Here is a 23,788-nt window from a genome sequence, read left to right as displayed (position 1 = left end):
TTAGCGGGGATTCTCGCTGAATGTTGTGGTTTATAGAGTGAAAAACCCTGTCGGAAGCTTTTTATACTGCACGCCCCGCTGATCTTGCAGGTTTTGTCCTACAAGACGGGTTTGCCCAAAAGGCAGACCCGGTTTCAGGCAAGCAACGGCTTATCGGTCGACGCTTCGATGCTCGGTGGTCACATCCAATAACAAGACGAGGTTGTACCCCTATGCCAGCAGGCAATCATCTGCCCCAAGGCGAGACCGCTCAGGGCGGCCCGCTTAAACGCGAACTGGGCGAACGGCATATTCGCTTGATGGCACTCGGTGCCTGTATCGGCGTCGGCCTGTTCCTCGGTTCGGCCAAGGCCATCGAAATGGCGGGCCCGGCGATCATGCTGTCCTACATCATCGGCGGTCTGGCGATCCTGGTGATCATGCGCGCCCTCGGCGAAATGGCCGTGCACAACCCGGTCGCCGGCTCCTTCAGTCGTTACGCTCAAGACTATCTCGGCCCACTGGCAGGCTTCCTGACCGGCTGGAACTATTGGTTCCTGTGGCTGGTGACCTGCGTCGCGGAAATCACCGCGGTGGCGGTGTACATGGGCGTCTGGTTCCCCGAGGTGCCGCGCTGGATCTGGGCGCTGTCGGCGTTGATCAGCATGGGCACCATCAACCTGATCGCGGTGAAAGCCTTCGGTGAATTCGAATTCTGGTTCGCCCTGATCAAGATCGTCACCATCATTGCGATGGTGATCGGCGGTATCGGCGTGATCGCATTCGGCTTTGGTAACGACGGCGTGGCACTGGGGATTTCCAACCTGTGGGCTCACGGCGGCTTCATGCCCAACGGCGTGCAAGGCGTGTTGATGTCCCTGCAAATGGTGATGTTCGCCTACCTCGGCGTCGAGATGATCGGCCTGACCGCCGGTGAAGCGAAGAACCCGCAGAAGACCATTCCCAATGCGATCGGCTCGGTGTTCTGGCGGATCCTGTTGTTCTACGTCGGCGCGTTGTTCGTGATCCTGTCGATCTACCCATGGAACGAAATCGGCACCCAGGGCAGCCCGTTCGTGATGACTTTCGAGCGTCTGGGCATCAAGACCGCCGCCGGCATCATCAACTTCGTGGTGATTACCGCCGCGCTATCGTCGTGCAACGGCGGCATCTTCAGCACCGGCCGTATGCTTTACAGTCTGGCGCAGAACGGCCAGGCCCCGGCCGGTTTCGCCACGACTTCAAGCAACGGCGTACCGCGTCGCGCGTTGCTGCTGTCGATCTTCGTGCTGTTGTTGGGCGTGCTGCTCAACTACATGGTTCCGGAAAAAGTCTTCGTCTGGGTCACCGCGATTGCCACCTTCGGCGCGATCTGGACCTGGGTGATGATCCTGCTGGCCCAGCTGAAATTCCGCAAAGGCCTGAGCGCCAGCGAACGGGCCGGGCTGAAATACAAGATGTGGCTGTACCCGGTCAGCTCTTACCTGGCGCTGGCATTTTTGGTGCTGGTGGTTGGGCTGATGGCGTACTTCCCGGATACCCGCGTGGCGTTGTATGTCGGCCCAGCATTTTTGGTGCTGCTGACGGTGTTGTTCTACGTGTTCAAGCTGCAACCGACCAATGTTGCGCAAGGTGCGGTGCGTTCGGCTTCCTGAGTCGTAACGCCTGAAATGAAAAAGCCCCGGTCAATTGGCCGGGGCTTTTGCATTTTGAAGATCAACAGATCGCAGCCTGCGGCAGCTCCTACAGGGGAACGCGGTCTGCTTTTGTAGGCGCTGCCGAAGGCTGCGATCTGTTGATGGGTTGGGTCAGGCGCTTATTGAAATCCAGCCAGGCCCCCAACAACGCCATCAACCCGGCACCCACCAGCGCGGTGAAAATCTGCATGGCAAACACATCGTCGGTCATGGCATTGACCATGTCCGCCAAAGGCGCCAACAACACGCCCAGGCAGAAGATTTCCAGCGAATAACGCCCCATGCGGCAGCTTTGCTGCGCCAGCCAGTTGTGCGTCCAGCCGCTGTCGGGCAACAACTTGGCGGTGACATAGGCCAGCGCGAGGAAGTGCAGCAGGCGCACTGGCGACAGGTCAGTCTTGCTGATCGGGTACAGAAGGTTACTCAGCCAGGCTGGCATCACCGCGTCGTGTATTTCCGGCCAGCGCCAGGAGATCGTAATCACCCCGGCCAGCACCACGTACACCGCGGCACTGACAAACAGCGGCTGGCGCATCAGTGATCGAGTGTCGGGCAATCGTGGCCGCTGCCCGTGAATCGCCGTCGCACCACCGAGCACAAACAGCAGCTGCCAGACGACCGGGTTGAAGTACCAGACGCCGTCCTTGATCGCGGCGAGGTTCCAGCCAAACCACGGCGCCAGCAAGTAGACCGTCAACGACACCGCCACCACCGCCCATGGCGCGCGCACCAGCAGCGGCAGCACCAGCGGCAGGCCCGCCAGCAACACGATGTACAGCGGCAGCGGATCCATGAGGTTCGGTTTGAAGCGCAACAACAACTCATCCGTCAACGCTTGCTGGGGATTGGTGATGAAGTGGTGCATGCCCATTTCTTCCACCAAGTCACGGGTTTCCACATGGCTGTTGGCGAAGAACACGATGCCCATCAGCATCGCCAGCAGAAAGATATGCACCACATAGAGCACCCAGGTGCGGCGCAGGATTTTCACGCAGGCGACCAGATAACCGTCGCGCGCAAGGATTTTTCCGTAGGCCAGAACAGCTGCGTAGCCTGCGAGAAATACGAAGATTTCGGCGGCGTCGCTGAAACCGAAGTTACGCGGGGTGATTTGGCCGAGGGGGTTGTGAGGCACGTGATCCCAGAAAATGAAGATCAGGGCCAGGCCTCGAAAAAAGTCGATTCGGTGATCGCGTTCAGACGTCATGACTGAGGGCTCTTGAACGGTATTGAGTAAGGAGCGGTGCGCTGCGCAAAAGGTGCATGCCGCACTTCGGCGGCGCGCAGGGTGGCGTGATTGGCCGGTAATTGCAAAGTCGGGATATTACGGGATATTGCCCGTGATCGCCGTTTGTCTAAAACCGGGGGAATTATGCCCCGCGACAGGTTCAAAGCTTCATGGGTTGAACGTAGTAACCCCAAGGGGCACCGACATGCGGATGGGCGATTGGCTCGACAGAGAGCTCGGCGGTCGGCGGATCTGGCTGTGGTTTCTCATTGCGACCTTTGCCTATGTCCTGCCGCTGATCCTTGCCGACTATCCGTACATCGATGACAACTGGCGTTCATTGGCCGCTGGCATGGGTTGGGCCGGGGAGGGCCGTTTATTCACGCAGCTGTTTTACAACTGGCTGACCTTCACCGGTGCTGCGCCGAACATCTTCCCGCTGCCATTGTTGCTTGCCACGCTAGCCATGGCTTGGGCGTTGACCCGCCTGACTTTCCATTATTTTGCCGAGCCAAGGTTATCCCACTGTCTGGTGGTGCTCGCGCTTTGGTACAACCCGTTCCTGCTGCAAAACCTGTCCTATCAATATGACGGGCCGGCCATGGCGCTGAGCCTGGTAGCGGTCATCTTTGCGATCACCTTTCGCAGCGCCTCTCGCGTCCAGCAACTGGTTGTTCCCGCGGTGCTGATTGCCCTGGGCCTGGGGCTGTATCAGGTCAGCATCAATGTGTTTCTGGGGCTGTGTTGTCTGGAGCTGCTGCGGTGGGCAAAGGATCGGCTACCCTGGCCCGAGTGGTGTCGGTTGGTCGGTTGGAAAGTAGCGCAGATGGTGCTGGCCTGGCTGATCTACGGCGCCACGGCTTATGCCTACATGAATCAGAGCCGCACCCTGTTTTTGAACTGGGCGGCGGATCCACTGCTGCAAGTCCAAACCAATGTCGGCAGAGTGCTGGAAAAGGTCGTGCTGCTGTTTCACGGCGGATTCGGTTGGGTGTTTGCGGCGTTGTTGCTATGTGCCGTTGCCGGTAGCGTCGAGGTGGGACGACGCATCCATGAACGACGTGAGGTCGGGCCGAAGAAAGCGCTGGTCGGCCTTCTGTGCTTACTGACCTTACCGATCGCGGCGCTGCTGGTGCCCGGCGCCGCGCTGTTTTTTCGCGACTTCAATGAAGGCGCCCGGACCTTGATGGGTTTTTCCGTGCTGCTGGTGCTGCTGTTCTACCTCAGTCATTTGGCGCTGGCGGATGTGCATGAGCGACTGCCCTTGTTGTTGCTGATTCCGCTGCTGGCCATGCTCTCGCTGTCCTTCGCCTATGGCCGGGTGCTGGTGGTGCAGAAGACCTTCGCCAACTCCGCGCTGAATGCCTTGAGCTACGACATTGCATCGCGTCCTGCCTTGCGCGATGCCAAACGCATCTACCTGTCGGTGACCTACTCCGATCACTGGCTGAGCGGTGCAGCCGGTTCTTTCAAACACCTGCCGGTGCTGCACTACTTGCTCAACACCGACTACTACATGCTGGCCGAAAACCTGCCGAAGGCAGGCATCACCAATGTGGTCGCAGAGAGGGAGCGACGCAACGCGACCCGGGTCGGTTACCAAGGGTTTGTGCCATTGGTTGATAGCCAGTACTACCGCATTTATCTGCTGGGCGATTACGGTTTTATTGTCATGAAAGAGCCAAGGCCGGTGACTGAACTCCAATGGTGAGACTTGGCCGTTCGTCGAGAATAGTGGCCAACCTGTAATTTCTGACAGTAGACGGTACCCGGACATGATTTTAGTTTGACAGGCACCTGAAGCGGCGACGCAGGAAGGAGCCGGGATGAAAGCCTTTTGGAAGGAATTCTCCACTTACACAGTGGTCGGGGTGGCCAATGCGATCATTCATTGGCAGATTTTTTTTGTACTCAACTCCGGCGCTGAACTCACGCAGGCTGCGAGCAACTTCGCGGCGTTTTGTGTTGCTGCGTCCTTTTCCTTTTACGTGAACGCGCTTTATACCTTCGATGGCAAGGTATCGGTGTTCGGCTATCTGCTGTTCATTGGTTTTATGGGGATCACGAGCTACGGCATCGGGCGTCTGGGCGATGTGTGGCGGCTACAAGGTTTGGTGACAGTGACGTCGTTTTCGTTATTGAGCCTGGTGTGCGGGTTTTTCTTTTCGAAGTTCGTGTTGTTTCGTGGCCGTGAGGCTTGAATAGGGCGCTCGTGTTCCATCGTTATACGTCAATAATCATCAGCGTTCCGTGACTACCCGGCAGCACCGAGTGAGCGACCCCGGCTTCCACCAGGTACATTTCACCGCTCTGAACCTTTACGGCTTGCCCGGCAACGTCCAGGTGCAAGCATCCGGAAATGACCAGTAATCCTTCGTTGTAGTCGTGGGACTCTTGCTCATAGGCTTGCTCGTCCATGCGCAAAACCTTAATGCGGGATGGGCCTATATGACCGACCACCGATGATTTCCAGGTGGTCGGAAGTTGGCGGGCCAGTGAATCGAAAGACAATAACGGCATGCTGCGGCTCCTTGCAGTGTTTGTTTGCCGTCGGTGGTCCGCTATGGCGTGTTGAACATTGTGGGTGTGTCAGAAGGCATCCATTAGCAAGACAATGCAATCCCTGGCCTGGAAATGGTTGATCTGCGGCACCAGGCGTCGGAAGTGCTCGGTCTGGCAATGAGCATCCAGCGCTGCCCGGTTCGGCCATTGTTCGACGAAGATGAAGTGCCCGGGGTTTTTCTGATCGACGAACAGGTCGTAGGCGATACAGTCAGGCTCCAGCCGGGTTTTCTCGACCAGTTCGGCGTACCACGGTCGAACGGTTTCAATGTGTTCGGGTTGGATGAAGTCTTCGGCGATCACTTTCAGCATGGTGTTCTTCCTTGATATTCGCCAGCCTCTCCATGAGGCTGGCGCTCAAACATTCCTTATGCAGCCGCCACTTCGCTCGGCTCAAAACTGTCCGCCCGCGCCATCTGCCACATCCGCGAGTAAAACTCGCCATTCACTTCCCCGGTGAGCAATTCCCCCGGCTTCAAAAACACATGCAACTGCGAGAACAATTTGATTTCGGTCGCCGACATCCGTCGTACCAGATGTTTGGCCGACAACTGTGAAGGATGTTCCAGCCCGGCAGCCGCAAGCATTTCGGCCAGAGCCTTCAATGTATTGCGATGGAAGTTGAACACGCGTTGGGCTTTGTCCGGGACGACCAAGGCGCGTTGGCGCAGCGTGTCCTGGGTCGCAACGCCGGTCGGGCATTTGTTGGTGTGGCAGCTTTGCGACTGGATGCAGCCGATAGCGAACATGAAGCCGCGCGCCGAGTTGGCCCAGTCGGCGCCGATGGCCAGGACGCTGGCGATGTCGAAGGCGCTGACGATTTTGCCACTGGCGCCGAGTTTGATTTTGTCGCGCAGGTTCAGGCCGACCAGCGTGTTGTGCACGAACAGCAAACCTTCACGCATCGGCACGCCGATGTGGTCGGTGAATTCCACGGGCGCGGCGCCGGTGCCGCCTTCCTTGCCGTCGACGACGATGAAATCCGGGAGAATCCCGGTTTCCAGCATGGCTTTGGCGATGCCCATGAATTCCCACGGGTGACCCAGGCAGAACTTGAAACCCACCGGTTTGCCGCCTGACAGCTCACGCAGTTGCTGGATGAAGTGCATCAGTTCGATGGGGGTGGAAAATGCGCTGTGGCGTGACGGCGAGATGCAGTCTTCGCCCATCATGATGCCGCGTGTTTCGGCGATTTCCTTGGTGACCTTGTGCTTGGGCAGGATCCCGCCATGACCGGGTTTGGCGCCCTGGCTCATCTTGATTTCGATCATCCGCACTTGCGGCGTTTGCGCCTGGGCGGCGAAGCGTTCCGGGTCGAAACGACCGTCGGCGGTGCGGCAACCGAAGTAGCCGCTGCCGAGTTCCCAGGTCAGGTCGCCGCCGTTTTCCCGGTGATAGGCGCTGATACTGCCTTCACCGGTGTCGTGGGCGAAGTTGCCGAGCTTGGCACCCTGGTTCAACGCGCGAATGGCGTTGGCACTAAGGGAGCCGAAGCTCATGGCCGAGATGTTGAACACCGACGCCGAGTACGGCTGGATGCACTGCGGGCCGCCGACCATGACGCGAAAACTGCTCGGGTCGCTTAATGGCGCCGGGCGCATGGAGTGGCCGATGAATTCGAAGCCCGATTGATACACGTCGATCAGCGTGCCGAATGGCTTGTCGGCGCTTTCGTTCTTGGCTCGGGAATAGACCAGCGAACGCTGGGCCCGGGAGAAGGGCAGGGCATCGCTGTCGGATTCGAGCAGGTATTGGCGGATTTCCGGGCGAATACCTTCCACCAGATAACGAATGTTGCCGAGGATCGGGTAGTTGCGGCGCACGGCGTGGGGGCTTTGCAGCAGGTCAAACAGACCTACGAGGCTAAGCACCCCGGTGACAGCGGTGATCGGCCAGAGCCAGTCGTGCTCCAGAAAGGGCAGGCTGGCGAGGGTGAATATCACGCAGACGGCAAAGAAGGCGTAGCGGCTCAGGAGTGACAGGCTCATACGGTTTCCCTGGGTTCGGACTCGGTTATGTGCAACACGCTATCCCTGTAGGCGCGACGTTTGCTCGCGAAAGCGGTGTGTCAGCCAGCATCAATGTTGAATTGGATGGCCCCTTCGCGAGCAAGCTTCGCTCCTACAGGAAAGCGGTGTGTCAGGCGTTTTGCGCCTGCAGAAATATCGAAAACAGCTCGGACTGGGACTTGATCCCCAGCTTGCTGTACATGTGTTTCTTATGGACTTTCACGGTTTCTACGGAGATTTCCAGCTTACGGGCGATTTCTTTACTGGAGCAACCGCTAAGCATCAACCGCCCGACGTCCAGCTCCCGGGCGGTCAATTGCGCGCCTTTGAGTTGCTGCACCGACGCTTCCAGCTGCACGCGCCAGTCGACCTGCGGTGGTGCGGGGGCCAGGGCTACGACTTCGTTGATTTCATAAGGCAGGCGCTGGCGCAACAGGCCGAGCACCCACGGCTGGATCAGCGACAGCAAGGCAATCTGCTGGCCACTGAAACGCTGCTTGCTGCCCAGTGACAGGCACAGCGTGCGGTCGCCTTCGAGCTGACAATTGAACTGGATTTCGTCAGCCACCACATTCAGACGAAAGTAGCGCTGGTAATACTCGGTCAGCTCGAAATGCTCGGGCGCCACTTCCGACAGGCGATAGAGCCCGGTGCGCGACTGTTCGCGGCAGGCGATGTAGAACGGGTCGAGCAGGTACAAGCCGCGCAGGTAATCCTGGAACAGTTGATCGGGGCTGCCGTCCTCGCCAGGGCATTCGGCGAACACCAGTGGATGCTGATCGGCACTGAATAGCAGCGCCACCCAGCTGTCGAAATCCACGTACTGATCCAATAATCGGACCAGTTGCGTCCAGAAGTTCGGCTTGTCCAGGGCATCGATCAGTTGCCCCACCGAGCGGTGCCAGGCGATGTCATCCAGCGAGAGTGTCATGCATCTACCCCTATCGGGTTACCCCAGCCGCGTAATTCCCTGGCCGGTTGCTTGCTGCGCATACTGGCGCACAGACACCGACCGGGCAATCTTTCTGCATCCCCGGCGCTCTTAACAAGGAATACCCATGAAGGTCGAACTCGCCCAATTGGCAGGCCGTGACAACGACACGGCTTACAACCTCGAACGCGCCCTGGTCGCGATTGCCGGCTGCGCCGCTGACACCCAGCTGATCATGTTCCCGGAAGGCCACTTGATGGGCTTTGCGTCGGAAGAGACCGTGGCCCAGGTCGCCGAGCCGCTGGACGGTCCGACCGTCAGCGCGGTGATTGATGCGGCGCGTGAACGCAATATTGCGGTGGTCGTCGGCATGGCCGAGAACGACAACGGCCGTTTCTACAACACCACGCTGCTGATTACTCCCGAAGGCATTGCCCTGCGCTATCGCAAGACGCATTTGTGGGCGTCGGATCGCGGCGTCTACGAGCCCGGTGATCGCTATGCCACCTGCCTGTGGAACGGAGTGCGGGTCGGTCTGCTGATTTGCTACGACATCGAATTCCCCGAAACCGCCCGCGCCCTGGCGCAACTGGGCGCCGAAGTGCTGCTGGTCACCAACGGCAACATGGACCCGTACGGTCCGACGCACCGCACCGCGATCATGGCCCGCGCCCAGGAAAACCAGGCGTTCGCGCTGATGGTCAACCGGGTGGAAGCGGGCGATGGCGGCTTGTTGTTTGCCGGCGGCAGTGCGCTGGTGGATCCGCTGGGCACGTTGCTGTTCGAAGCCGGGCGGGAGGAGGGGCAGTTTGCGGTTGAGCTGGACCTGAACCAGCTGACGGCGGCGCGGCAGGATTATCGGTACCTGGATGATCAGCGGCTGAAGTTGCCGGGGAAGATTGTCGAGCATGCCAATGGACTGCGGGAGTTACTGATCCCTAAAAACTGAAGATCAAAAGATCGCAGCCTTCGGCAGCTTCTACGCCGAACAGCGATTGCGCTGTACCGATCGTTCCCACGCTCTGCGTGGGAATGCAGCCCGGGACGCTCCGCGTCCCACGAGCGGACGCAGAGCGTCCATTGAGGCATTCCCACGCAGAGCGTGGGAACGATCACGCAACACCCGTACCTTGCGCCGAACTCGGCTCTGCCATAAATCTAATAAATTCGGAGTAGTCGCTCATGGCTCGTTTACAACGCACCCTGTCATTGGGTTCGGTGGTGCTGTTCGGCATCGCCTACATGACGCCGATCATTGTGCTCGGCACCTTTGGCATCCTCGCGCAATCCACCGCCGGCATGGTCCCGGCCGCTTACCTGGCGGCGCTGGTGGCGATGTTCTTCACCGCCATGAGCTACGGGCGCATGGCCGCCGCGTTCCCGGTCGCCGGTTCGGCCTACAGCTATGTGCGCAAAGCCATCAGCCCGAAACTCGGGTTCATCGCCGGTTGGGCGGTGTTGCTCGATTACCTGTTCTTGCCCATGGCGATCTGGCTTATCGGTGCCGCTTACCTCAACTCCGCATTCCCGGCCGTGCCGCAGTGGATCTGGGTCCTGGCGTTCATCGGCATCACCAGCGCGATCAACATCGTCGGCCTGAAACTGGCCAACGGCATCAACGCCTTGCTGATGCTGGTGCAAGCTTTGGTGCTGATCGCCTTCGTCGCGCTGTGCATCCACTACATCGGCGGCGATGCGAGTACACCATTGTGGACGGTCAAACCGTTCTTCAATGGCGACATGCAAATGCCGCTGATCATGAGCGGCGCGGCCATCGCCTGTTACTCGTTCCTGGGCTTTGACGCGGTCAGCACCCTGACCGAAGAAACCCGCGACCCACGCCGCACCATCCCACGGGCGATCATGTTGATTACCCTGATCGGCGGTTTGATTTTTGTCGGTGTGTCGTACTTCGTGCAGATCGCCCACCCGTCGTTCCAGTTCGACAGTGTCGACTCGGCGGCTTATGAGATTGCCCGCAATATCGGTGGCGACCTGTTCGTGTCGATCGTCCTCATCGGTCTGATCGTCGGCCAGTTCGCCTCGGGGTTGTCGGCTCAGGCCAGTGGTTCGCGGTTGCTGTTTGCCATGGGCCGCGACGGCGTGCTGCCCAAGTCGTTCTTCGGCACCTTGCATGAGAAGTTCGGCACGCCGGTCAACAGCATCCTGCTGTGCGCGGTGGTGGCCTTGCTCGCCCTGAAACTGGACGTGACCACCTCGACCTCGTTCATCAACTTCGGCGCGTTCCTCGCGTTCAGCCTGGTGAACCTGTCGGTGATCTTCCATTACTGGATCGGCGGCGAGAAGAAAGGCCTACGGGAACTGGTGCTGTTCCTGGTGTTCCCGTTTATTGGCCTGGTCGCTGATTTGTGGCTGATGGTCAGCCTCGATCACCTGGCGATTTACCTGGGCCTGAGCTGGCTGGCGATTGGCGTTGTGTACCTGGCGGTGTTGACGGGCGGGTTCCGTCGTCAGCCGCCGGAGATGGATTTCCAGGAAACCACGTAGCCCGCGTAAACCCTACAGGGGTTCAAGATAGACGATCTGCTTCTGTTCTTATTGCAATCGGTTCTCGTTTGGGTGCGAATTAAGTGTTACTGTATAACGCTTAAGTTCTCACCCAAACCCCGGAGGCAACATGAAACCGAACATCCATCCCGCCTACCGCACCGTGCTTTTCCACGACACTGCGGCCGATACGTTCTTCCTGATCGGGTCCACAGTGGACTCCGATCGCGAGCACAAGCACAGCGACGGCAACACTTACCCGTACGTGGCCCTGGACGTTTCCAGTGCTTCCCACCCGGTGTACACCGGCCAGCAACGCAAGACGCAATCCGAAGGCCGGATCGCCGGTTTCAACAAGCGCTTTGCTTCGTTCGGGAACAAGCAGCCGAACGTGTGATGAGCAGGGCTTCTAATTTGGAAGGCAGGCAAAAGGTAGCGAACTCAGGTTCTCTACCTTTTTATATTTCAGGCTTGAATAGTATTGTCGACCGACTGCATTTTTCCTTGGCTTTTTTGTTTGGCGTCAGGCAAGTCGTTGATGCAGTAATTAACGTAATAATTTATAAAAAGCAGGGTATAAACGCCCTTCATTCGCAGCTCGAAATTGTGTTCGGCCAGCGCATAAGCTCTCAATGCGTTACGTGCACGAAAAGCCCAGATAATCACGAGTATGTTTGAAGTAATCAGCATGACGCTACCCAATAGCATCACGGACAAATGGCCCGTATCCACGAAAAGTCCACCGATTGCCATCAAGGACAAGTACCAGATGAAATAGCAGGGGCTCATGGTTTTGATCTTTGTGACTTCCTCCAGAGATGCCTGGGTTTTATGCATCCAAACAATGAAGTAAAGGCCTAGCGTGATCAGCGCCAACAGGAAGAGATGAAGCGTCTTGAGGTTGTTTCTTTCTTTAAGTGCAGAGATGTCGGACATTCCGGTTTTCCAATGAGGGGCTGGGTTGCCAAGTGACCGCTGAACCGCGGTGCCGGGCAAACTACCAAACTCGCGCGTGGGAATTTTCCGGATTTGTAAGTGGTTAATTCTTCTTTTCTGTTTCGTCGCCACACCCGTTATGCCGTCTCAATGCAGGAGGGTGAGTGTTCAGCCTGCCAACTTGGTCTGGCGCACCGGCAACTCAACCCTGAAGGTCGTGCCGCTCCCGACGACGCTGCGCACCGAAATATCCCCGTGATGCTTTTTCACAATCCCGTACGACAGTGACAGCCCCAGCCCGGTGCCCTGGCCAATCGGTTTGGTGGTGAAAAAGGGGTCGAATATTTTCTGCAACGTCTGCGGTTCAATGCCCGAGCCGGTGTCGGCGACTTCGATCCACACCGTTTCACCCGCCAGCCCGGTGCTCAGGGTGATGGTGCCCCGTTCCGCCCCGATGGCCTGGGAGGCGTTGACGATCAGGTTCATGATCACTTGGTTGATTTGCGACGGCAGGCACTCGATTTCCGGTAGCACTTGATAGGCCTTCACCACGTCGGCCTTGTACTTGAGTTCGTTGGCGACGATGTTCAGGGTCGATTCGATGCCCTGTTGCAGATTGGCCCACTGCCATTCCTGGTTGGAGTCGACCCGCGAGAAATCCTTCAGATCCTTGACGATCTGCCCGACGCGGCTGATGCCGTCCTTGGACTCCTTGATCAGCAGTGGAATGTCCTCGCGCAGGAACTCCAGCTCGATGCGTTCGCGCAGCACGCCCAGTCGCTCCATCACCTCGGTTGAGGTAATCGCCTCTTCGGCACTGCGATAGGCGTCGAGCATTTCCTGCAGTTGCTTGAAGTAGCCTTCCAGACAACCGAGGTTGGACGAAATAAAGCCGATGGGGTTGTTGATTTCATGGGCGACGCCGGCCGCCAGTTGCCCCAAGGAGGCGAGTTTTTCCGATTGCACCAGTTGCGATTCAAGCTGTTTGCGCTCGTCGATTTCCCGCTGCAAGGCTTCGCTGGCCTGTTTGAACTGAGTCGTGCGCTGGTCCACCAGGTGCTCCAGGTGGTGCATTTGTACCGAGGCGCGTTCGGTCATGTCCCATTTGGTCAGCAGGGTATTGGCCATCTGCTGCACTTCAATATTGTCGAATGGCTTTTTCAGGATCAGCAGCCGGTCATGGGCCTGCAAACGGTCGAGCAGTTCATCCCACGAGTAGTCGGAATAAGCGGTGCACACCACCACTTGCAGGCGCGGGTCTTCCTGCCACAGGTGTTCGATGGTCTGCGCGCCGTCCCAGCCATCGGGCATGCGCATGTCGACGAAGGCCATGGCGTAGGGACGGTTTTCCTTCATGGCGAATTTGAGTTTGCCCAGGCCTTCCTGGCCACCGAAAGCCGAGTCCAGCTCGAACAGCGCGCTGGCGGATTTCGCTTCGGCACCGAACAGCGCGGCCTCCATCTCATCCAGTTCCACGTGTTGCACCGGGTTCGGGGTGAGGATCTTGCGAAAGTCGACATGAATGGACGGTGTGTCATCGATCAACAAAATGCGTCGATTCGAAAGTTCGCTCATGCGTCACCTGCTACGGTTTTCAGGGGGATCTGTAGCGTGAACTGTGCACCTTTGCCCGGCCCGTCGCTATGGGCAGTGAGGTGGCCGTTCATCTCGATGGCGGCCAGGGCACAACTGTGCAGGCCGAAACCATGGCCTTCCTTGCGGGTGGTAAAACCGTGGGCAAAGATTCGCGTCATGTTTTCCTCGGGGATGCCTTCGCCGTCATCCTTGACGCTGACTTGCAGAATCGTCTCGTCGACGATTTTCACCCCCAGGGTCATCTGTCGTGGACGGTCGCTGAGATCGGACATCGCATATTTGGCGTTGCTGATCAGGTTGATCAGAATCAGCAGCAAGCGGTGCTTGTCGCCCATGACCCGTGGTACTTCGCCGTACTCCTTGACCACCGTGACGTGGTGCCGGGTCAGGGCGCCGGAGTTCATGCGCAGGGCGTCCTCCAGCAGTTCGCTGATGTGCACCGGTTCCATCAGGCTGTTGGCACCCGCGTAGGATTGCTGGGTGGCGACGATGTCCTTGATGTGGTCCACGCTTTTGGTCAGTTGCGCCAACTCGTCGGTCATGCCCTGTTGCTCAAGGGCAATAGCGTCCACCAGTTGATTGAGGTAGCCGGGCAGCAATTTGCCTTTGGTGTCCTCGCTCAGAAAACTACCCAGATCCTCGGTATGTTCGTTGATCAACTGCATCGCCTTGCCCAGGCCCAAGGCCTTGCTGCTGCGCAGTTTGCGGGTGACCAGGTCGGCGGAGATGTTCACGCTGTTGAGCACGTTGCCGACGTTGTGCAGCACATTGGTGGCGATCTCGGCCATGCCGGCTTGACGCGCCGTGTCGAGCAGTTCGCTCTGGGTGTCGCGCAGTTCCCGGGTGCGCTCTTCGACCCGCAATTCCAGGTCGTCGTTAGCCGTTTGCAGGGCTTTGTTGACGCGGCTGATCTCGGAGTAACTGCGCATCAGCCGAATTGCCAGATACACCAGCACCAGGACCAGCAGCACCGAAAACACCAGCATATAGAAGTGGTAGCGCTGGTAGACCGCATCGGACTGCTGCTGATCCTCGTTCAGCAGGCTGGTGATGTCGTCCAGGCGTTCGGCCACGGGGATGGCTTCGATGTTTTCCAGCAGGCGGTTGACGATCGGTTGTTCACGAAGGATCAGCGCAACGTGGTTGCTCAGAATGTCGATGGGACTGTGGAACGGGTCCGGTAGCCGCAGCTTGTTCACCCCCAGTTTGTTCAGGCCCAACAGGATGTCGGCGGCCTTGTCGTCCGAGGTGACCTGGGCGAACTCCAGGGCGCTGAGCAGCAAGTCGTAGGTGTCGGTGGCGATGTTGTGCAGTTGCAGTTGGTCGCCATCCACCACTTGGGTCAGGGGTTGCTGGATGTCGTCCTCGGCGGTCGGCAAAAACGCCAACGAGTTACGCAGCACCGCGTTGTGGGACTTGAACTGCTCCACCAGGCGGGTTTTTTCCTGGATGGCGGCCAGGTACGCATCATGGCTGTTGTTCCAGGCGGGCGAGTCGTTACGGCCATGGTTCGACTCCATACTGTCGAACCGCTCCCACAGCTGGGTCATCTCGGTCAGGGGCGAGACCAGCGGATCGTAGTTGTGGCTGATGGCGACCCTTGCCTTGAGGATCTCGGTTTCCCACTGCGCGTTGAGTTGTTTCATCCGGGCAATCACGTCCCGGGATTCGGTGTAGGTCGAGGTCTGGTCGGAGCTGGATTTGAGGTACAGGAACAGCAGTGTCGAGGCCAGGACCAGCGCCACCAGGCTGAGCAGCGCCATGCTGCGACGGCGGGACATTTTCATAACGGCTTGCCCTCCCATTCACCGGTCAGGGTCTTGAGGAACAGGATGATCAGGGCCGTGTCGTCGTCCGAGGGCACACGGCCGAGCTGGAACTTGAACATCACATCCACCGCCTCTTCGAGGGTTTTTGCCGAGGCGTCGTGAAAATACGGTGCAGTCACGGCGACGTTACGCAGGCTCGGAACCTTGAACACGTTGCGGTCCTCTTCATCCTTCGTCACCAGATAGCGCCCCAGGTCCGATTCGATGGGGTTGCCCCGCGTCAGGAAGTAATCACCCATGACCCCGAATTTCTGGAACATGTTGCCGCCGATGTTCACCCCTTGATGGCAGGTAATGCAGCCGTATTCCTTGAAGCGCTGATAACCGTACTTTTCATCGAGGGTGAGAATGTCGGTATTGCCTTGCAGGTATTGATCGAAGCGCGAGTTACTGCTGAGCAGCGTGCGCTCGTAGCTGGCCAGGGCATTTTGCACATTGCCCATGGTCACGCCGTTCGGGTAGGCCTTGGCGAAGGCGGCTTTATAGGTCGGGTCGGCGCTCAGCGTCTGCACCACGTGTTCCCAGTTGCTGCCCATTTCGGCGGGGCTTTGCACCACTTCGTGGACCTGGTTTTCCAGGGTGCCGACTCGGCCATTCCAGAACTGCCGGAAGTTCAGGGTGGCGTTGAACACGCTGGGGGTATTGACGGCCACCGGCTGGCCGTTGAAACCGATGGAAAATGGCTTGTTGTCGGCGCCCCCGTTTTCCAGTTGATGACAACTGGCGCAGGACAGGCTGTTGTTGACCGACAAGCGTGGTTCATTGAACAACTGGCGACCGAGTTCGACCCGCAAGGGGTTCTGCTGCGGCACGGCGGGTAACGGTTTGAGCGGTTCGTCCAGCGGTGCGCCGCTGGCGGTCAGGCAGATCGCCGACACTAACACCGCAAATGCAAAGGCAGGGGTGGGCGACATCGGATGATTCCTTGGCGGTTGGCCTGCGTGTCGTTGCGAGGTGCTCATGTCTGGGCTGAAGGCAACGGCTTCACTAACATCAGATAATGCGCAAAAGCATCCGGCGCCACGGCTTTGCTGAAGTAGTAACCCTGGCCTTCCTCGCAGTGATGGGCCTTGAGGAAATCCAGCTGTTCGAGGGTTTCGATCCCTTCGGCGATGACGGTCAGCTTGAGGCTCTTGCCCAGGCTGATGATGGCGCTGACCAGGGCGGCGTCGCTGCTGTCACGGCTCAAGCCGCGGATGAACGACTGGTCGATTTTCAGCACATCGATGGGAAACCGGCGCAGGTAACTCAGGCTGGAATAACCGGTGCCAAAGTCATCGATGGCCAGGCGCACGCCCAAGGCCTTGATCCGGTTCAGGGCGGTCACGGTGGCATCGACGTTCTGCATCAATACGCCTTCGGTGATCTCCAGTTCGAGCAAGGTCGGGTCCATTCCGGTCTGCTTAAGGATCAGCTCGATGCTCTCGACAAAGTCGCGCTGGCGGAAATCGATGGCCGACACGTTCACCGAGATGCAGATTTTCGGCAGCCCGGCGGTCTTCCAGATACACGCCTGACGACAAGCCTGGGCCATCACCCATTTGGTCAGCGGCACAATCAAGCCGCTGTCTTCAGCCACCGCGATAAAGTCCGATGGATAGACCCAGCCTTGTCCCGGTTTTTTCCAGCGGATCAGTGCTTCGGCGCCGACTACCTGGCCGCTGCTCAGGTCCATTTTCGGCTGGTAGTGCAGCACAAATTCATTGCGTTCCAGCGCCAGGCGAATCCCCGACTCAATGCTCTGCTGCTCGCGAGCGCGCTGGTTCATTTCGTCGATGAAAAAGCTGAAATCGTTCGGGCCGTTTTCCTTGACGTTGCGCATCGCGGTTTCGGCTTTCTTGATCAGTACGATGGCGTCGAGGCCGTCCTCGGGGTAGATGCTGATCCCCAGGCTGGCGGTCACGCTCAGGTCGTGGCCGGCGATGTGTTGCGGCGCGCGGATGGCATTCAAGAGTTTTTCGGCGATGCCCTTGGTTTGCTGCGGGTGGCGAATATCGGCCAGGATCACCACGAATTCATCGGAGCCATAGCGAAACACCGAGTCGGATTCACGCACCGTGGCCACCAGGCTCTGGCCGACGCGTTTGAGCATTTCGTCGCCGGCCGGGTGCCCCAGGGCATTGTTGATGCGCTTGAAGCGGTCGAGCCCGAGAAACATCACTGCCAGTTGTTTGTCATGACGGCGGGACAGGGCCAGGGACTGGTTCAGGCGATCGCCGAGCAAGGTGCTGTTGGGCAACTCGGTGAGGATGTCGTACTGCAACAGGTGCGAGACTTTGAGCAGCTCATGAACCCGGGCTTCGATGGTCTGTTCCAGGCTCAGGACTTTCATCGCCGCGTCCTGGGCCATCTGCCATTTCCAGGTCAGGGCGCTGGCCATCTGGCGGATTTCCAGACTATCGAAGGGTTTTTTCAGCACCAGCAGTTGGTCGCCAAATTCGAGCCGTTCGGCCATGGCTTCCCAGCTGTAATCCGAATACGCGGTGCACAGCGCGATTTGCAGGCTGGGATCGGCCTTCCACAGTTCTTCGATGGTTTCCAAACCGTCCCAGCCCGGTGGCATGCGCATGTCGGTGAAGGCCAGGGCATAAGGGCGACCTTCGGCCCGGGCGCGCTTGACCAGTTCCAGGGCTTCCTGGCCCTGGTAGGCGGAGTCGAGCTGAAAGGTCAGCCGGTCCGGTTGCAGGGTGCCGAACAGCGCTTCTTCGGTGCCGGCCAGGGTCTGTTCCTCTTCCGCGTCGGGGTCGAGGATTTTGCGAAAATCCAGATGTATCGAGGGCGTGTCGTCGATGATCAGGATGCGCCGGTTGGTCCGCACGAAGGGTGTTTTCATCCGTTGTCCTCCGTGGAGCGCGACGGATTGTCCAGTGCCGGACCGAGCTCGCTGCCCGAGGGTACGATGCTTCCGGCCTTCAGCAGTTCGGCGGCCTGTTCGCTGCTGACCGCTTTGCTGAAGAAATACCCCTGGGCGTTCATCGGCGAACCGGTGGCCATCAGCGAACTGCGTTGCTCCTGGGTTTCGACGCCCTCGGCGATGATGCCGATCCCCACGTCACGGGCAAAGTTGATGATGGCGCGCAAGGTGTTCGCGCTGGCCGGATCCTGGGCAGCGGTGTCGATAAAGGCCTGGGCGAGTTTCAGGTGATTGACCTGGTAGGTCTTGAGGTAATCGAATGAGGAGTACTCGGTGCCGAAGTCGTCGATGGCGATCTTCACCCCCAGTTCCCGCAGGCGCGGCAGCACATCGTTGTGGGTCCACTTGGTCTGGGCCAGGGTCGCTTCGGTGACGTCGAAGCGCAGGTCCCACGGGCACAGTTCCCAGCGCGCGGTGGTACGCAGCACGTCATAGATCAGTTCCGGGCCGCTCTTGAGCTGGGCCAGCGAAAGCTTGATCGCAATCACCGGCGGCGCCATGCCTTCGTCGCGCCACTGGCGCATCTGCCGGCAGGCTTGATCCAGCACCCAGTGGCCAAGGGCGACAATGGTCCCGGTTTTTTCGGCGGCCGGCAGGAACGCCGGACCTTCGAGTATCCCGCGCGAGGGGTGGTTCCAGGTGACCTGGGCTTCCATGCCGAGGATCTTGCCGGTGCTCAAGTCCACTTCCGGCCAGTAATGCAGCTCGAGTTCTTCGTTTTCGATGGCGGTTTTCAGTTCGCTGGCGATGGTCATGCGCTCGACCACTTCCTGATTGATCTCCTCGGAATGGAAGTGGTACTGGTTGCGGCCCTTCTCCTTGGAACGATAGAGCGCCATGTCGGCCTGGGTCAGCAGGCTGTCGGCACTGAGGATGTCCGGGGTGCAACTGCTGATGCCGATGCTGACCGAGGCCCGGACATCGTTGCCGTTCAGGGAGTAGGGCTGCACCAGCGCATCGCGGACCTTGACCGCCAGCGCGGCAGACTGGGTCGGGTCGCTGACATCGAGCTGCAAGATCGCGAACTCGTCACCACCAAGGCGCGCGACCACATCGTTTTCGCGCACACAGGCCTTGATCCGCCGGGCGACTTCTTGCAGCAACAGGTCGCCCACCGGGTGGCCGAGGGTGTCGTTGATGCGCTTGAAGTGGTCCAGGTCCAGGTAAAAAATCGCAAACGCAGTGGCGCCACGCCGATTGGCGGCGAACGCCTGGTGCAGCCGTTCGATCAGGGTCGCGCGGTTGGCCAGCCCGGTCAGCCCGTCGGTGCGGGCCAGCAGGGCGATTTTCTCTTCGGCGAGCCGGCGTTCAGTGATATCGAGGATGATCCCTTCGACTTCCAGTAACCGTCCTTCAGCGTCACGCACCGGGATATAGCGGTTTTCGACCCAGCGCCAGGCGCCGTCGCCGGTACGCATGCGGAACTCGATGGAAGCGCCCTCGGCATGCCGGTCCAGCACGCGCTCCATGGCGATGTCGACTTTGGGCAGATCGTCCGGGTGAATCAGCTCCTTCGACCAATTGGCCGACGCCACCAGTTTGGCCGCGATGTGACCGTATTTGGTGATGTTGTGGGAGATGTACATCAGCGGGAACGACGGCTCGCCACGCAGCCGATACAGAATGGTCGGGCTGTTTTGCACGATGATGTTGGCGTCGGACAGCTCCAGGGTGCGCTCTTCGACCGCTTGTTCGAGCAGCGACATTTTTAATGCAGCGTCTTCGGTCATTTGCCATTTGGCGGTGAGCGCGCTGGCCATTTGGCGAATTTCGATGGCATCGAAGGGTTTTTTCAGGATTAGCAGGCGATCGCCCAGCTCTAGCCGTTCGTCGATGTCTTCCCAGGAATAGTCGGAATAGGCCGTGCACAGCGCCACTTGCAGCTTGGGATCGACCTGCCACAGCCGTTCGATGGTTTCCAGACCGTCCCAGCCCGGCGGCATGCGCATGTCGATAAAGGCCATGGCGTAGGGCATATCGTTGGCCAGCGCCGTTTCGACCTTGTCCAGCGCTTCAAGCCCCTGAAACGCGGACTCGAGCGTGAAGCTTTGCAGTGTGATGGCCGCCGTTGATCCGAAAAGCGCCCGTTCGGTGCTGTCCAGGTCGTCGTCTTCAATCGACTGCGGGCTGAGGATCTTTGTGAAATCCTGATGGATCGAAGCAGTATCGTCGACGATGAGGATTCGCCGGTTGGTCCGTGCCAGCAGCGCATTCATAGGCATGCACTCTGGCTGACAGCGGTTCGAAACGGTCTGTTCATAGGGGCATCCTTTCCCTGATCACCTGGCCGAACGGTTACAGATTGTGGATCCGAGTCAGCAGAGCATAGTCCTTTGTCTGGAGTTCGCTTGGGTGTATTTGGCGAATGATTTGCCGGCATCTGCGCAAAATCATCTAGCCTGTAGCTCAGGCTCCGGCAAGAGTGGATGTTTGTCGTGGCCTGACACAGCGATAGACCCGTTTCACTCGAGGTGACGCCATGGAAGAGCAACTCCCTACGACTTTGACCGATAAACCCAAGGTGTTGCTGGTCGACGACGAGGAATCAATCCTCAACAGCCTGCGGCGCCTGTTACGCGGCCAGCCCTTCGACGTGCTGCTGGCCACCAGCGGTGCCCAGGCCCTGGAGATCATGGCGCTGCACAGCATCGACTTGGTGATGACTGACGCGCGCATGCCCAATATGGATGGCGCCACGTTGCTGGCCCACATCCACCAACTCTACCCGACCACCACGCGCATCCTGCTCACCGGTTACGCGGACCTGCCGACCATCATCAAGGCCATCAACGACGGACAGATTCATCGCTACATCAGCAAACCCTGGAACGACGAGGAAATGCTCCTGACCTTGCGCCAGGCCCTGGAACACCAGCATTCCGAGCGCGAACGCCGGCGCCTGGTGCAACTGACCCGGCAGCAGAACGATCAACTGAAGACCCTCAATACCACCCTGGAAAAACACGTCGCGGCGCGCACTTCCGAGTTGCAACAGACCGCCGACATGCTCGACCTTGCTTATGAAGAGCTCAAACGCAGCTATGTCACCGGCACCGAGGTGTTTTCGTTGCTGGCGAACCTGCGCCTGCCGCCGGCCAAGCAGACCAACCGCCAGATCATCGAACTGGTGCGGGTGTACTGCAAACTCCACGGGCTGGACGAGGGCACCAGCCGCGACCTGACCATGGCCGCCGCGCTCTACAACATAGGGAAGTTGAGCTGGACCGACAGCATGATGATTACGCCGTCGGACATGCTGCATCACATTGATCGCGACCGTTATCGCGAGTACCCGAAGCAGAGCGAGTCGCTGCTGATGACCCTCGACCCGATGAAGGATGCCGCCCGCCTGATCCTGCATCACCAGGAACGCTGGGACGGCAGCGGCTTCCCGGACCGACTCAAGGGCGAGGCGATTCCGTTTGGCGCGCGGTTGCTGAAACTGGCGGTGGACTTCATCGAATTGCAGCGCGGGTTGATCCTCGAACGGCAGATGAACAGTGACGAAGCGCTGGTGTATATCCGCAGCTACGCCGGGCGGCTCTACGATCCCGAACTGGTGGAGGATTTTATTCAGGTCTGCTCTGCGTACCTCAGTGATGTGACACTGGCCGACCCGTCGGTCAAAGTGCTGACCACCCGGGACCTGGCGTCGGGCATGATCCTGGCGCGCAACCTCAACGCCGACAACGGCATGCTGTTGCTCAATGCCGGTAAAGTGCTGAACGGGCCGCTGGTGGACAAACTGATCGCCTTCGAAACCATGGAAGGCGCCAAGTACAGCGTCTTTGTGAAAATCCCCGAGGAAGTCGAAGCGCTGTTGGAGCGCGAAACTTCGTAAACGCCGCGACGCAAACCTGTAGGAGCAAGGCTTGCCCGCGATGGCGATTTTATGGACGCCATCGCGGGCAAGCCATGCTCCTACAGGTTATTCTTGCGCCTTTTAATCAAGGCCAACCTCGATCCATGTCAACTGCCCCCCGCATCATCCATATCGCCGCCGCCCTGTTGATTGGCCCCGACGGTCGCACATTGCTGGTGCGCAAACGCGGCACCGAAGCGTTCATGCAACCGGGCGGCAAGATCGAAGCCCATGAGCAACCGGCCCACGCCCTGGCCCGCGAGCTGGAAGAGGAACTGGGCCTGGTCATCGAACCGGCGCAGGCGACTTTTCTGGGGCAGTTTTCGGCACCGGCCGCCAACGAACCAGGTTTTGTCGTTCAGGCCGAACTCTTTCTGCTGACCATCGACTCGGACGTATGCCCGGCGGCCGAGATCGAAGAGGTACGCTGGATCGACCCGGCCACCGACGGCCAACTCACGCTGGCGCCATTGACACGGGACGTGATCCTGCCGTTTTATCGAGCCTCGTTGACCGCGATCGCCTGACCAAAACAAGACCAAGGACTGCCCCATGATCCCGCTTCAAGATTTGCTGATCTTCGCCGCCGCCGCGTTGCTGATGGTACTGACGCCGGGGCCGAACATGATCTACCTGATTTCCCGTTCGATCTGCCAGGGGCGCAAGGCCGGGGTAACTTCGTTACTCGGCGTGGTGGCAGGGTTCTTCGTGCATTTGTTCGCCGCCGCAGCGGGTTTGACGGCGGTGTTCCTGGCGGTGCCGATGGCTTATGAAGTGCTGAAATGGGCCGGTGCCCTGTACCTGGTGTGGCTGGCCTGGCAGGCGGTCAAACCTGGCGCACGTTCGCCGTTCGAAGCCCAGCAGTTGCCACCGGATTCGTCGCGCAAACTGATCACCATGGGCTTTCTTACCAGCGCCTTGAACCCGAAGATCGCGGTGTTCTACCTGTCGGTGTTTCCACAATTCATCAGCCCGGAACACGGCTCGGTGTTTACCCAGAGCATCATCCTGGGCCTGACCCAGATCAGCGTGAGTTTTTGCGTCAACTTGCTGATCGCCGTGTTCGCGGCGGGCATCGCGTCGTGGTTCGTCAACAACCCGACCTGGCTGGCGGTGCAGCGTTATTTCATGGGCTTCGTATTGGCGGCGCTGGCGGTGCGGCTGATGCTTGAGCAACGCAGGACGGCATGAGCATGTGGATTGAACGACTGGATGCCAGCCATGCCCTGGACTATCGGGCGCTGATGCTCGAAGCCTACGACTTGCATCCGCAGGCGTTCACCTCCAGCGTGCGTGAACGCGCCGTGATGCCGCTGAGTTGGTGGGAATCACGCTTGACCAGCAAGCTGGACGTGGTGTTTGGCGCATTCGAGGACGGCCAGTTGTCCGGCATCGTCGGCCTGGCCTTCGAGCCCCGGGAAAAGGCCCGGCACAAGGCCACGCTGTTTGGCATGTACGTGTCCGGCAAGGTTCGCCAGCGTGGTATGGGTTATCAACTGGTGCAAGCGGCGTTGGCTGACGCGCAAGACCATCCGGGGCTGAGGCTGATCCAGCTGACCGTCACTGCCGGCAACGACGCAGCGTTCAAGCTGTACCAGCGCTGCGGCTTCATTCAGTACGGTCTGGAGCCTTTGGCCGTGCGGGTTGGCGAGGACTACTTCGACAAAATCCACATGTGGCGTGAAATCACCCAGTCCTGATCGTTCCCACGCTCGGCGTGGGAATGCCTCTTCGGAC

General features: G+C 59.1%; 21 protein-coding genes. 10 read left to right on the top strand and 11 right to left on the bottom strand.

Features of this window, described 5'->3' with window-relative positions; translation table 11 throughout:
* Positions 1–212 precede the first annotated feature (212 nt).
* Positions 213–1,634 carry an amino acid permease gene (locus ACA071_RS25310; RefSeq protein ID WP_497641614.1) on the top strand — a complete coding sequence of 474 codons (1,422 nt, stop codon included), beginning with the start codon at positions 213–215 and terminating at the stop codon, positions 1,632–1,634.
* Between the two features lie 88 nt (positions 1,635–1,722).
* Here ACA071_RS25310 and ACA071_RS25305 read toward each other — a convergent pair whose 3' ends face one another.
* On the bottom strand, positions 1,723–2,883 hold the full coding sequence (locus tag ACA071_RS25305) for an OpgC family protein (RefSeq protein WP_497641613.1): 1,161 nt from the start codon (positions 2,881–2,883) through the stop codon (positions 1,723–1,725).
* 226 nt (positions 2,884–3,109) lie between these two features.
* Between ACA071_RS25305 and ACA071_RS25300 the strand changes: the two genes are divergently transcribed.
* Together ACA071_RS25300 and ACA071_RS25295 are read left to right on the top strand one after the other, a co-directional pair.
* On the top strand, positions 3,110–4,615 hold the full coding sequence (locus ACA071_RS25300) for a glucosyltransferase domain-containing protein (protein WP_497641612.1): 1,506 nt from the start codon (positions 3,110–3,112) through the stop codon (positions 4,613–4,615).
* Positions 4,616–4,730: 115 nt separating this feature from the next.
* Positions 4,731–5,105 carry a GtrA family protein gene (locus tag ACA071_RS25295; RefSeq protein WP_497641611.1) on the top strand — a complete coding sequence of 125 codons (375 nt, stop codon included), beginning with the start codon at positions 4,731–4,733 and terminating at the stop codon, positions 5,103–5,105.
* A gap of 22 nt (positions 5,106–5,127) precedes the next feature.
* On the opposite strand, the gene ACA071_RS25290 is transcribed toward ACA071_RS25295, so the two are convergent.
* The 4 genes from ACA071_RS25290 to ACA071_RS25275 form a co-directional block, all read right to left on the bottom strand.
* Complete coding sequence (locus tag ACA071_RS25290) at positions 5,128–5,424, bottom strand: cupin domain-containing protein (RefSeq protein WP_497641610.1); 297 nt, start codon at positions 5,422–5,424, stop codon at positions 5,128–5,130.
* Positions 5,425–5,493: 69 nt separating this feature from the next.
* Positions 5,494–5,778, bottom strand: coding sequence for a putative quinol monooxygenase (locus ACA071_RS25285; RefSeq protein ID WP_497641609.1), 285 nt, complete (start codon positions 5,776–5,778; stop codon positions 5,494–5,496).
* A gap of 56 nt (positions 5,779–5,834) precedes the next feature.
* Positions 5,835–7,454, bottom strand: coding sequence for an FMN-binding glutamate synthase family protein (locus ACA071_RS25280; RefSeq protein ID WP_497641608.1), 1,620 nt, complete (start codon positions 7,452–7,454; stop codon positions 5,835–5,837).
* A gap of 151 nt (positions 7,455–7,605) precedes the next feature.
* Positions 7,606–8,406: a helix-turn-helix transcriptional regulator gene (locus ACA071_RS25275; RefSeq protein WP_497641607.1), complete on the bottom strand. Its 801-nt coding sequence runs from the start codon at positions 8,404–8,406 to the stop codon at positions 7,606–7,608.
* Between the two features lie 127 nt (positions 8,407–8,533).
* Here ACA071_RS25275 and ACA071_RS25270 point away from each other — a divergent pair, with 127 nt between their 5' ends.
* The 3 genes from ACA071_RS25270 to ACA071_RS25260 all read left to right on the top strand — a co-directional run bounded on the left by ACA071_RS25270 (position 8,534) and on the right by ACA071_RS25260 (position 11,311).
* Positions 8,534–9,355, top strand: a complete 822-nt coding sequence (locus ACA071_RS25270) for a carbon-nitrogen hydrolase family protein (RefSeq protein ID WP_497641606.1) — start codon at positions 8,534–8,536, stop codon at positions 9,353–9,355.
* Between the two features lie 233 nt (positions 9,356–9,588).
* A complete protein-coding gene (locus ACA071_RS25265; RefSeq protein WP_497641605.1) occupies positions 9,589–10,914 on the top strand; it encodes an APC family permease in 1,326 nt (441 codons plus the stop codon).
* A 130-nt stretch (positions 10,915–11,044) separates the two neighbouring features.
* The gene (locus ACA071_RS25260; RefSeq protein WP_497641604.1) at positions 11,045–11,311 is read left to right on the top strand and encodes a type B 50S ribosomal protein L31; all 267 of its coding nucleotides are present in this window, start codon (positions 11,045–11,047) and stop codon (positions 11,309–11,311) included.
* Positions 11,312–11,379: 68 nt separating this feature from the next.
* On the opposite strand, the gene ACA071_RS25255 is transcribed toward ACA071_RS25260, so the two are convergent.
* Genes ACA071_RS25255 through ACA071_RS25230 form a run of 6 tightly spaced genes read right to left on the bottom strand, consistent with a single transcriptional unit; the run spans position 11,380 to position 20,411 of the window.
* The gene (locus ACA071_RS25255; protein ID WP_497641603.1) at positions 11,380–11,982 is read right to left on the bottom strand and encodes a DUF4234 domain-containing protein; all 603 of its coding nucleotides are present in this window, start codon (positions 11,980–11,982) and stop codon (positions 11,380–11,382) included.
* Between the two features lie 36 nt (positions 11,983–12,018).
* Complete coding sequence (locus ACA071_RS25250; RefSeq protein ID WP_497641602.1) at positions 12,019–13,425, bottom strand: ATP-binding protein; 1,407 nt, start codon at positions 13,423–13,425, stop codon at positions 12,019–12,021.
* Positions 13,422–15,233, bottom strand: coding sequence for a DAHL domain-containing sensor histidine kinase (locus tag ACA071_RS25245; RefSeq protein WP_497641600.1), 1,812 nt, complete (start codon positions 15,231–15,233; stop codon positions 13,422–13,424). The genes ACA071_RS25250 and ACA071_RS25245 overlap by 4 nt, the downstream gene beginning before the upstream one ends.
* Entirely contained in the window at positions 15,230–16,189 is a 960-nt protein-coding gene (locus ACA071_RS25240) for a cytochrome-c peroxidase (protein WP_497641599.1), read from the bottom strand. The genes ACA071_RS25245 and ACA071_RS25240 overlap by 4 nt, the downstream gene beginning before the upstream one ends.
* Before the next feature lie 44 nt (positions 16,190–16,233).
* Positions 16,234–18,108: a putative bifunctional diguanylate cyclase/phosphodiesterase gene (locus ACA071_RS25235; RefSeq protein WP_497641598.1), complete on the bottom strand. Its 1,875-nt coding sequence runs from the start codon at positions 18,106–18,108 to the stop codon at positions 16,234–16,236.
* The gene (locus tag ACA071_RS25230; protein ID WP_497641597.1) at positions 18,105–20,411 is read right to left on the bottom strand and encodes a putative bifunctional diguanylate cyclase/phosphodiesterase; all 2,307 of its coding nucleotides are present in this window, start codon (positions 20,409–20,411) and stop codon (positions 18,105–18,107) included. Before ACA071_RS25230 ends, ACA071_RS25235 begins: the two co-directional genes overlap by 4 nt.
* Before the next feature lie 257 nt (positions 20,412–20,668).
* On the opposite strand from ACA071_RS25230, the gene nosR reads away from it, so the two are divergent.
* The 4 genes from nosR to ACA071_RS25210 all read left to right on the top strand — a co-directional run bounded on the left by nosR (position 20,669) and on the right by ACA071_RS25210 (position 23,751).
* Positions 20,669–22,030 carry a response regulator c-di-GMP phosphodiesterase, NosR family gene (nosR, locus tag ACA071_RS25225; RefSeq protein WP_497641596.1) on the top strand — a complete coding sequence of 454 codons (1,362 nt, stop codon included), beginning with the start codon at positions 20,669–20,671 and terminating at the stop codon, positions 22,028–22,030.
* A gap of 125 nt (positions 22,031–22,155) precedes the next feature.
* Positions 22,156–22,578: an NUDIX hydrolase gene (locus ACA071_RS25220; protein WP_497641595.1), complete on the top strand. Its 423-nt coding sequence runs from the start codon at positions 22,156–22,158 to the stop codon at positions 22,576–22,578.
* Between the two features lie 25 nt (positions 22,579–22,603).
* Positions 22,604–23,242 (top strand): LysE family translocator, encoded by a 639-nt coding sequence (locus tag ACA071_RS25215; protein WP_497641594.1) that lies wholly within the window; start codon positions 22,604–22,606, stop codon positions 23,240–23,242.
* Between the two features lie 2 nt (positions 23,243–23,244).
* Positions 23,245–23,751, top strand: coding sequence for a GNAT family N-acetyltransferase (locus ACA071_RS25210; RefSeq protein ID WP_497641592.1), 507 nt, complete (start codon positions 23,245–23,247; stop codon positions 23,749–23,751).
* Positions 23,752–23,788 lie beyond the last annotated feature (37 nt).

It is taken from the genome of Pseudomonas sp. LBUM1646 (assembly GCF_059716165.1).
This window is presented reverse-complemented; position numbering and strand designations above follow the sequence as displayed.

Excerpts from the sequence above, each read along its gene's own strand:
- ACA071_RS25275 (WP_497641607.1), bottom strand. The coding sequence starts at position 8,406 with ATGACACTCTCGCTGGATGACATCGCCTGGCACCGCTCGGTGGGGCAA.
- ACA071_RS25235 (WP_497641598.1), bottom strand. The coding sequence starts at position 18,108 with ATGAAAACACCCTTCGTGCGGACCAACCGGCGCATCCTGATCATCGAC.
- ACA071_RS25250 (WP_497641602.1), bottom strand. The coding sequence starts at position 13,425 with ATGAGCGAACTTTCGAATCGACGCATTTTGTTGATCGATGACACACCG.
- ACA071_RS25215 (WP_497641594.1), top strand. The coding sequence starts at position 22,604 with ATGATCCCGCTTCAAGATTTGCTGATCTTCGCCGCCGCCGCGTTGCTG.
- ACA071_RS25260 (WP_497641604.1), top strand. The coding sequence starts at position 11,045 with ATGAAACCGAACATCCATCCCGCCTACCGCACCGTGCTTTTCCACGAC.
- ACA071_RS25310 (WP_497641614.1), top strand. The coding sequence starts at position 213 with ATGCCAGCAGGCAATCATCTGCCCCAAGGCGAGACCGCTCAGGGCGGC.
- ACA071_RS25290 (WP_497641610.1), bottom strand. The coding sequence starts at position 5,424 with ATGCCGTTATTGTCTTTCGATTCACTGGCCCGCCAACTTCCGACCACC.
- ACA071_RS25300 (WP_497641612.1), top strand. The coding sequence starts at position 3,110 with ATGCGGATGGGCGATTGGCTCGACAGAGAGCTCGGCGGTCGGCGGATC.
- ACA071_RS25245 (WP_497641600.1), bottom strand. The coding sequence starts at position 15,233 with ATGAAAATGTCCCGCCGTCGCAGCATGGCGCTGCTCAGCCTGGTGGCG.
- nosR (WP_497641596.1), top strand. The coding sequence starts at position 20,669 with ATGGAAGAGCAACTCCCTACGACTTTGACCGATAAACCCAAGGTGTTG.
- ACA071_RS25210 (WP_497641592.1), top strand. The coding sequence starts at position 23,245 with ATGTGGATTGAACGACTGGATGCCAGCCATGCCCTGGACTATCGGGCG.
- ACA071_RS25270 (WP_497641606.1), top strand. The coding sequence starts at position 8,534 with ATGAAGGTCGAACTCGCCCAATTGGCAGGCCGTGACAACGACACGGCT.
- ACA071_RS25230 (WP_497641597.1), bottom strand. The coding sequence starts at position 20,411 with ATGCCTATGAATGCGCTGCTGGCACGGACCAACCGGCGAATCCTCATC.
- ACA071_RS25265 (WP_497641605.1), top strand. The coding sequence starts at position 9,589 with ATGGCTCGTTTACAACGCACCCTGTCATTGGGTTCGGTGGTGCTGTTC.
- ACA071_RS25295 (WP_497641611.1), top strand. The coding sequence starts at position 4,731 with ATGAAAGCCTTTTGGAAGGAATTCTCCACTTACACAGTGGTCGGGGTG.
- ACA071_RS25305 (WP_497641613.1), bottom strand. The coding sequence starts at position 2,883 with ATGACGTCTGAACGCGATCACCGAATCGACTTTTTTCGAGGCCTGGCC.
- ACA071_RS25285 (WP_497641609.1), bottom strand. The coding sequence starts at position 5,778 with ATGCTGAAAGTGATCGCCGAAGACTTCATCCAACCCGAACACATTGAA.
- ACA071_RS25280 (WP_497641608.1), bottom strand. The coding sequence starts at position 7,454 with ATGAGCCTGTCACTCCTGAGCCGCTACGCCTTCTTTGCCGTCTGCGTG.
- ACA071_RS25220 (WP_497641595.1), top strand. The coding sequence starts at position 22,156 with ATGTCAACTGCCCCCCGCATCATCCATATCGCCGCCGCCCTGTTGATT.
- ACA071_RS25240 (WP_497641599.1), bottom strand. The coding sequence starts at position 16,189 with ATGTCGCCCACCCCTGCCTTTGCATTTGCGGTGTTAGTGTCGGCGATC.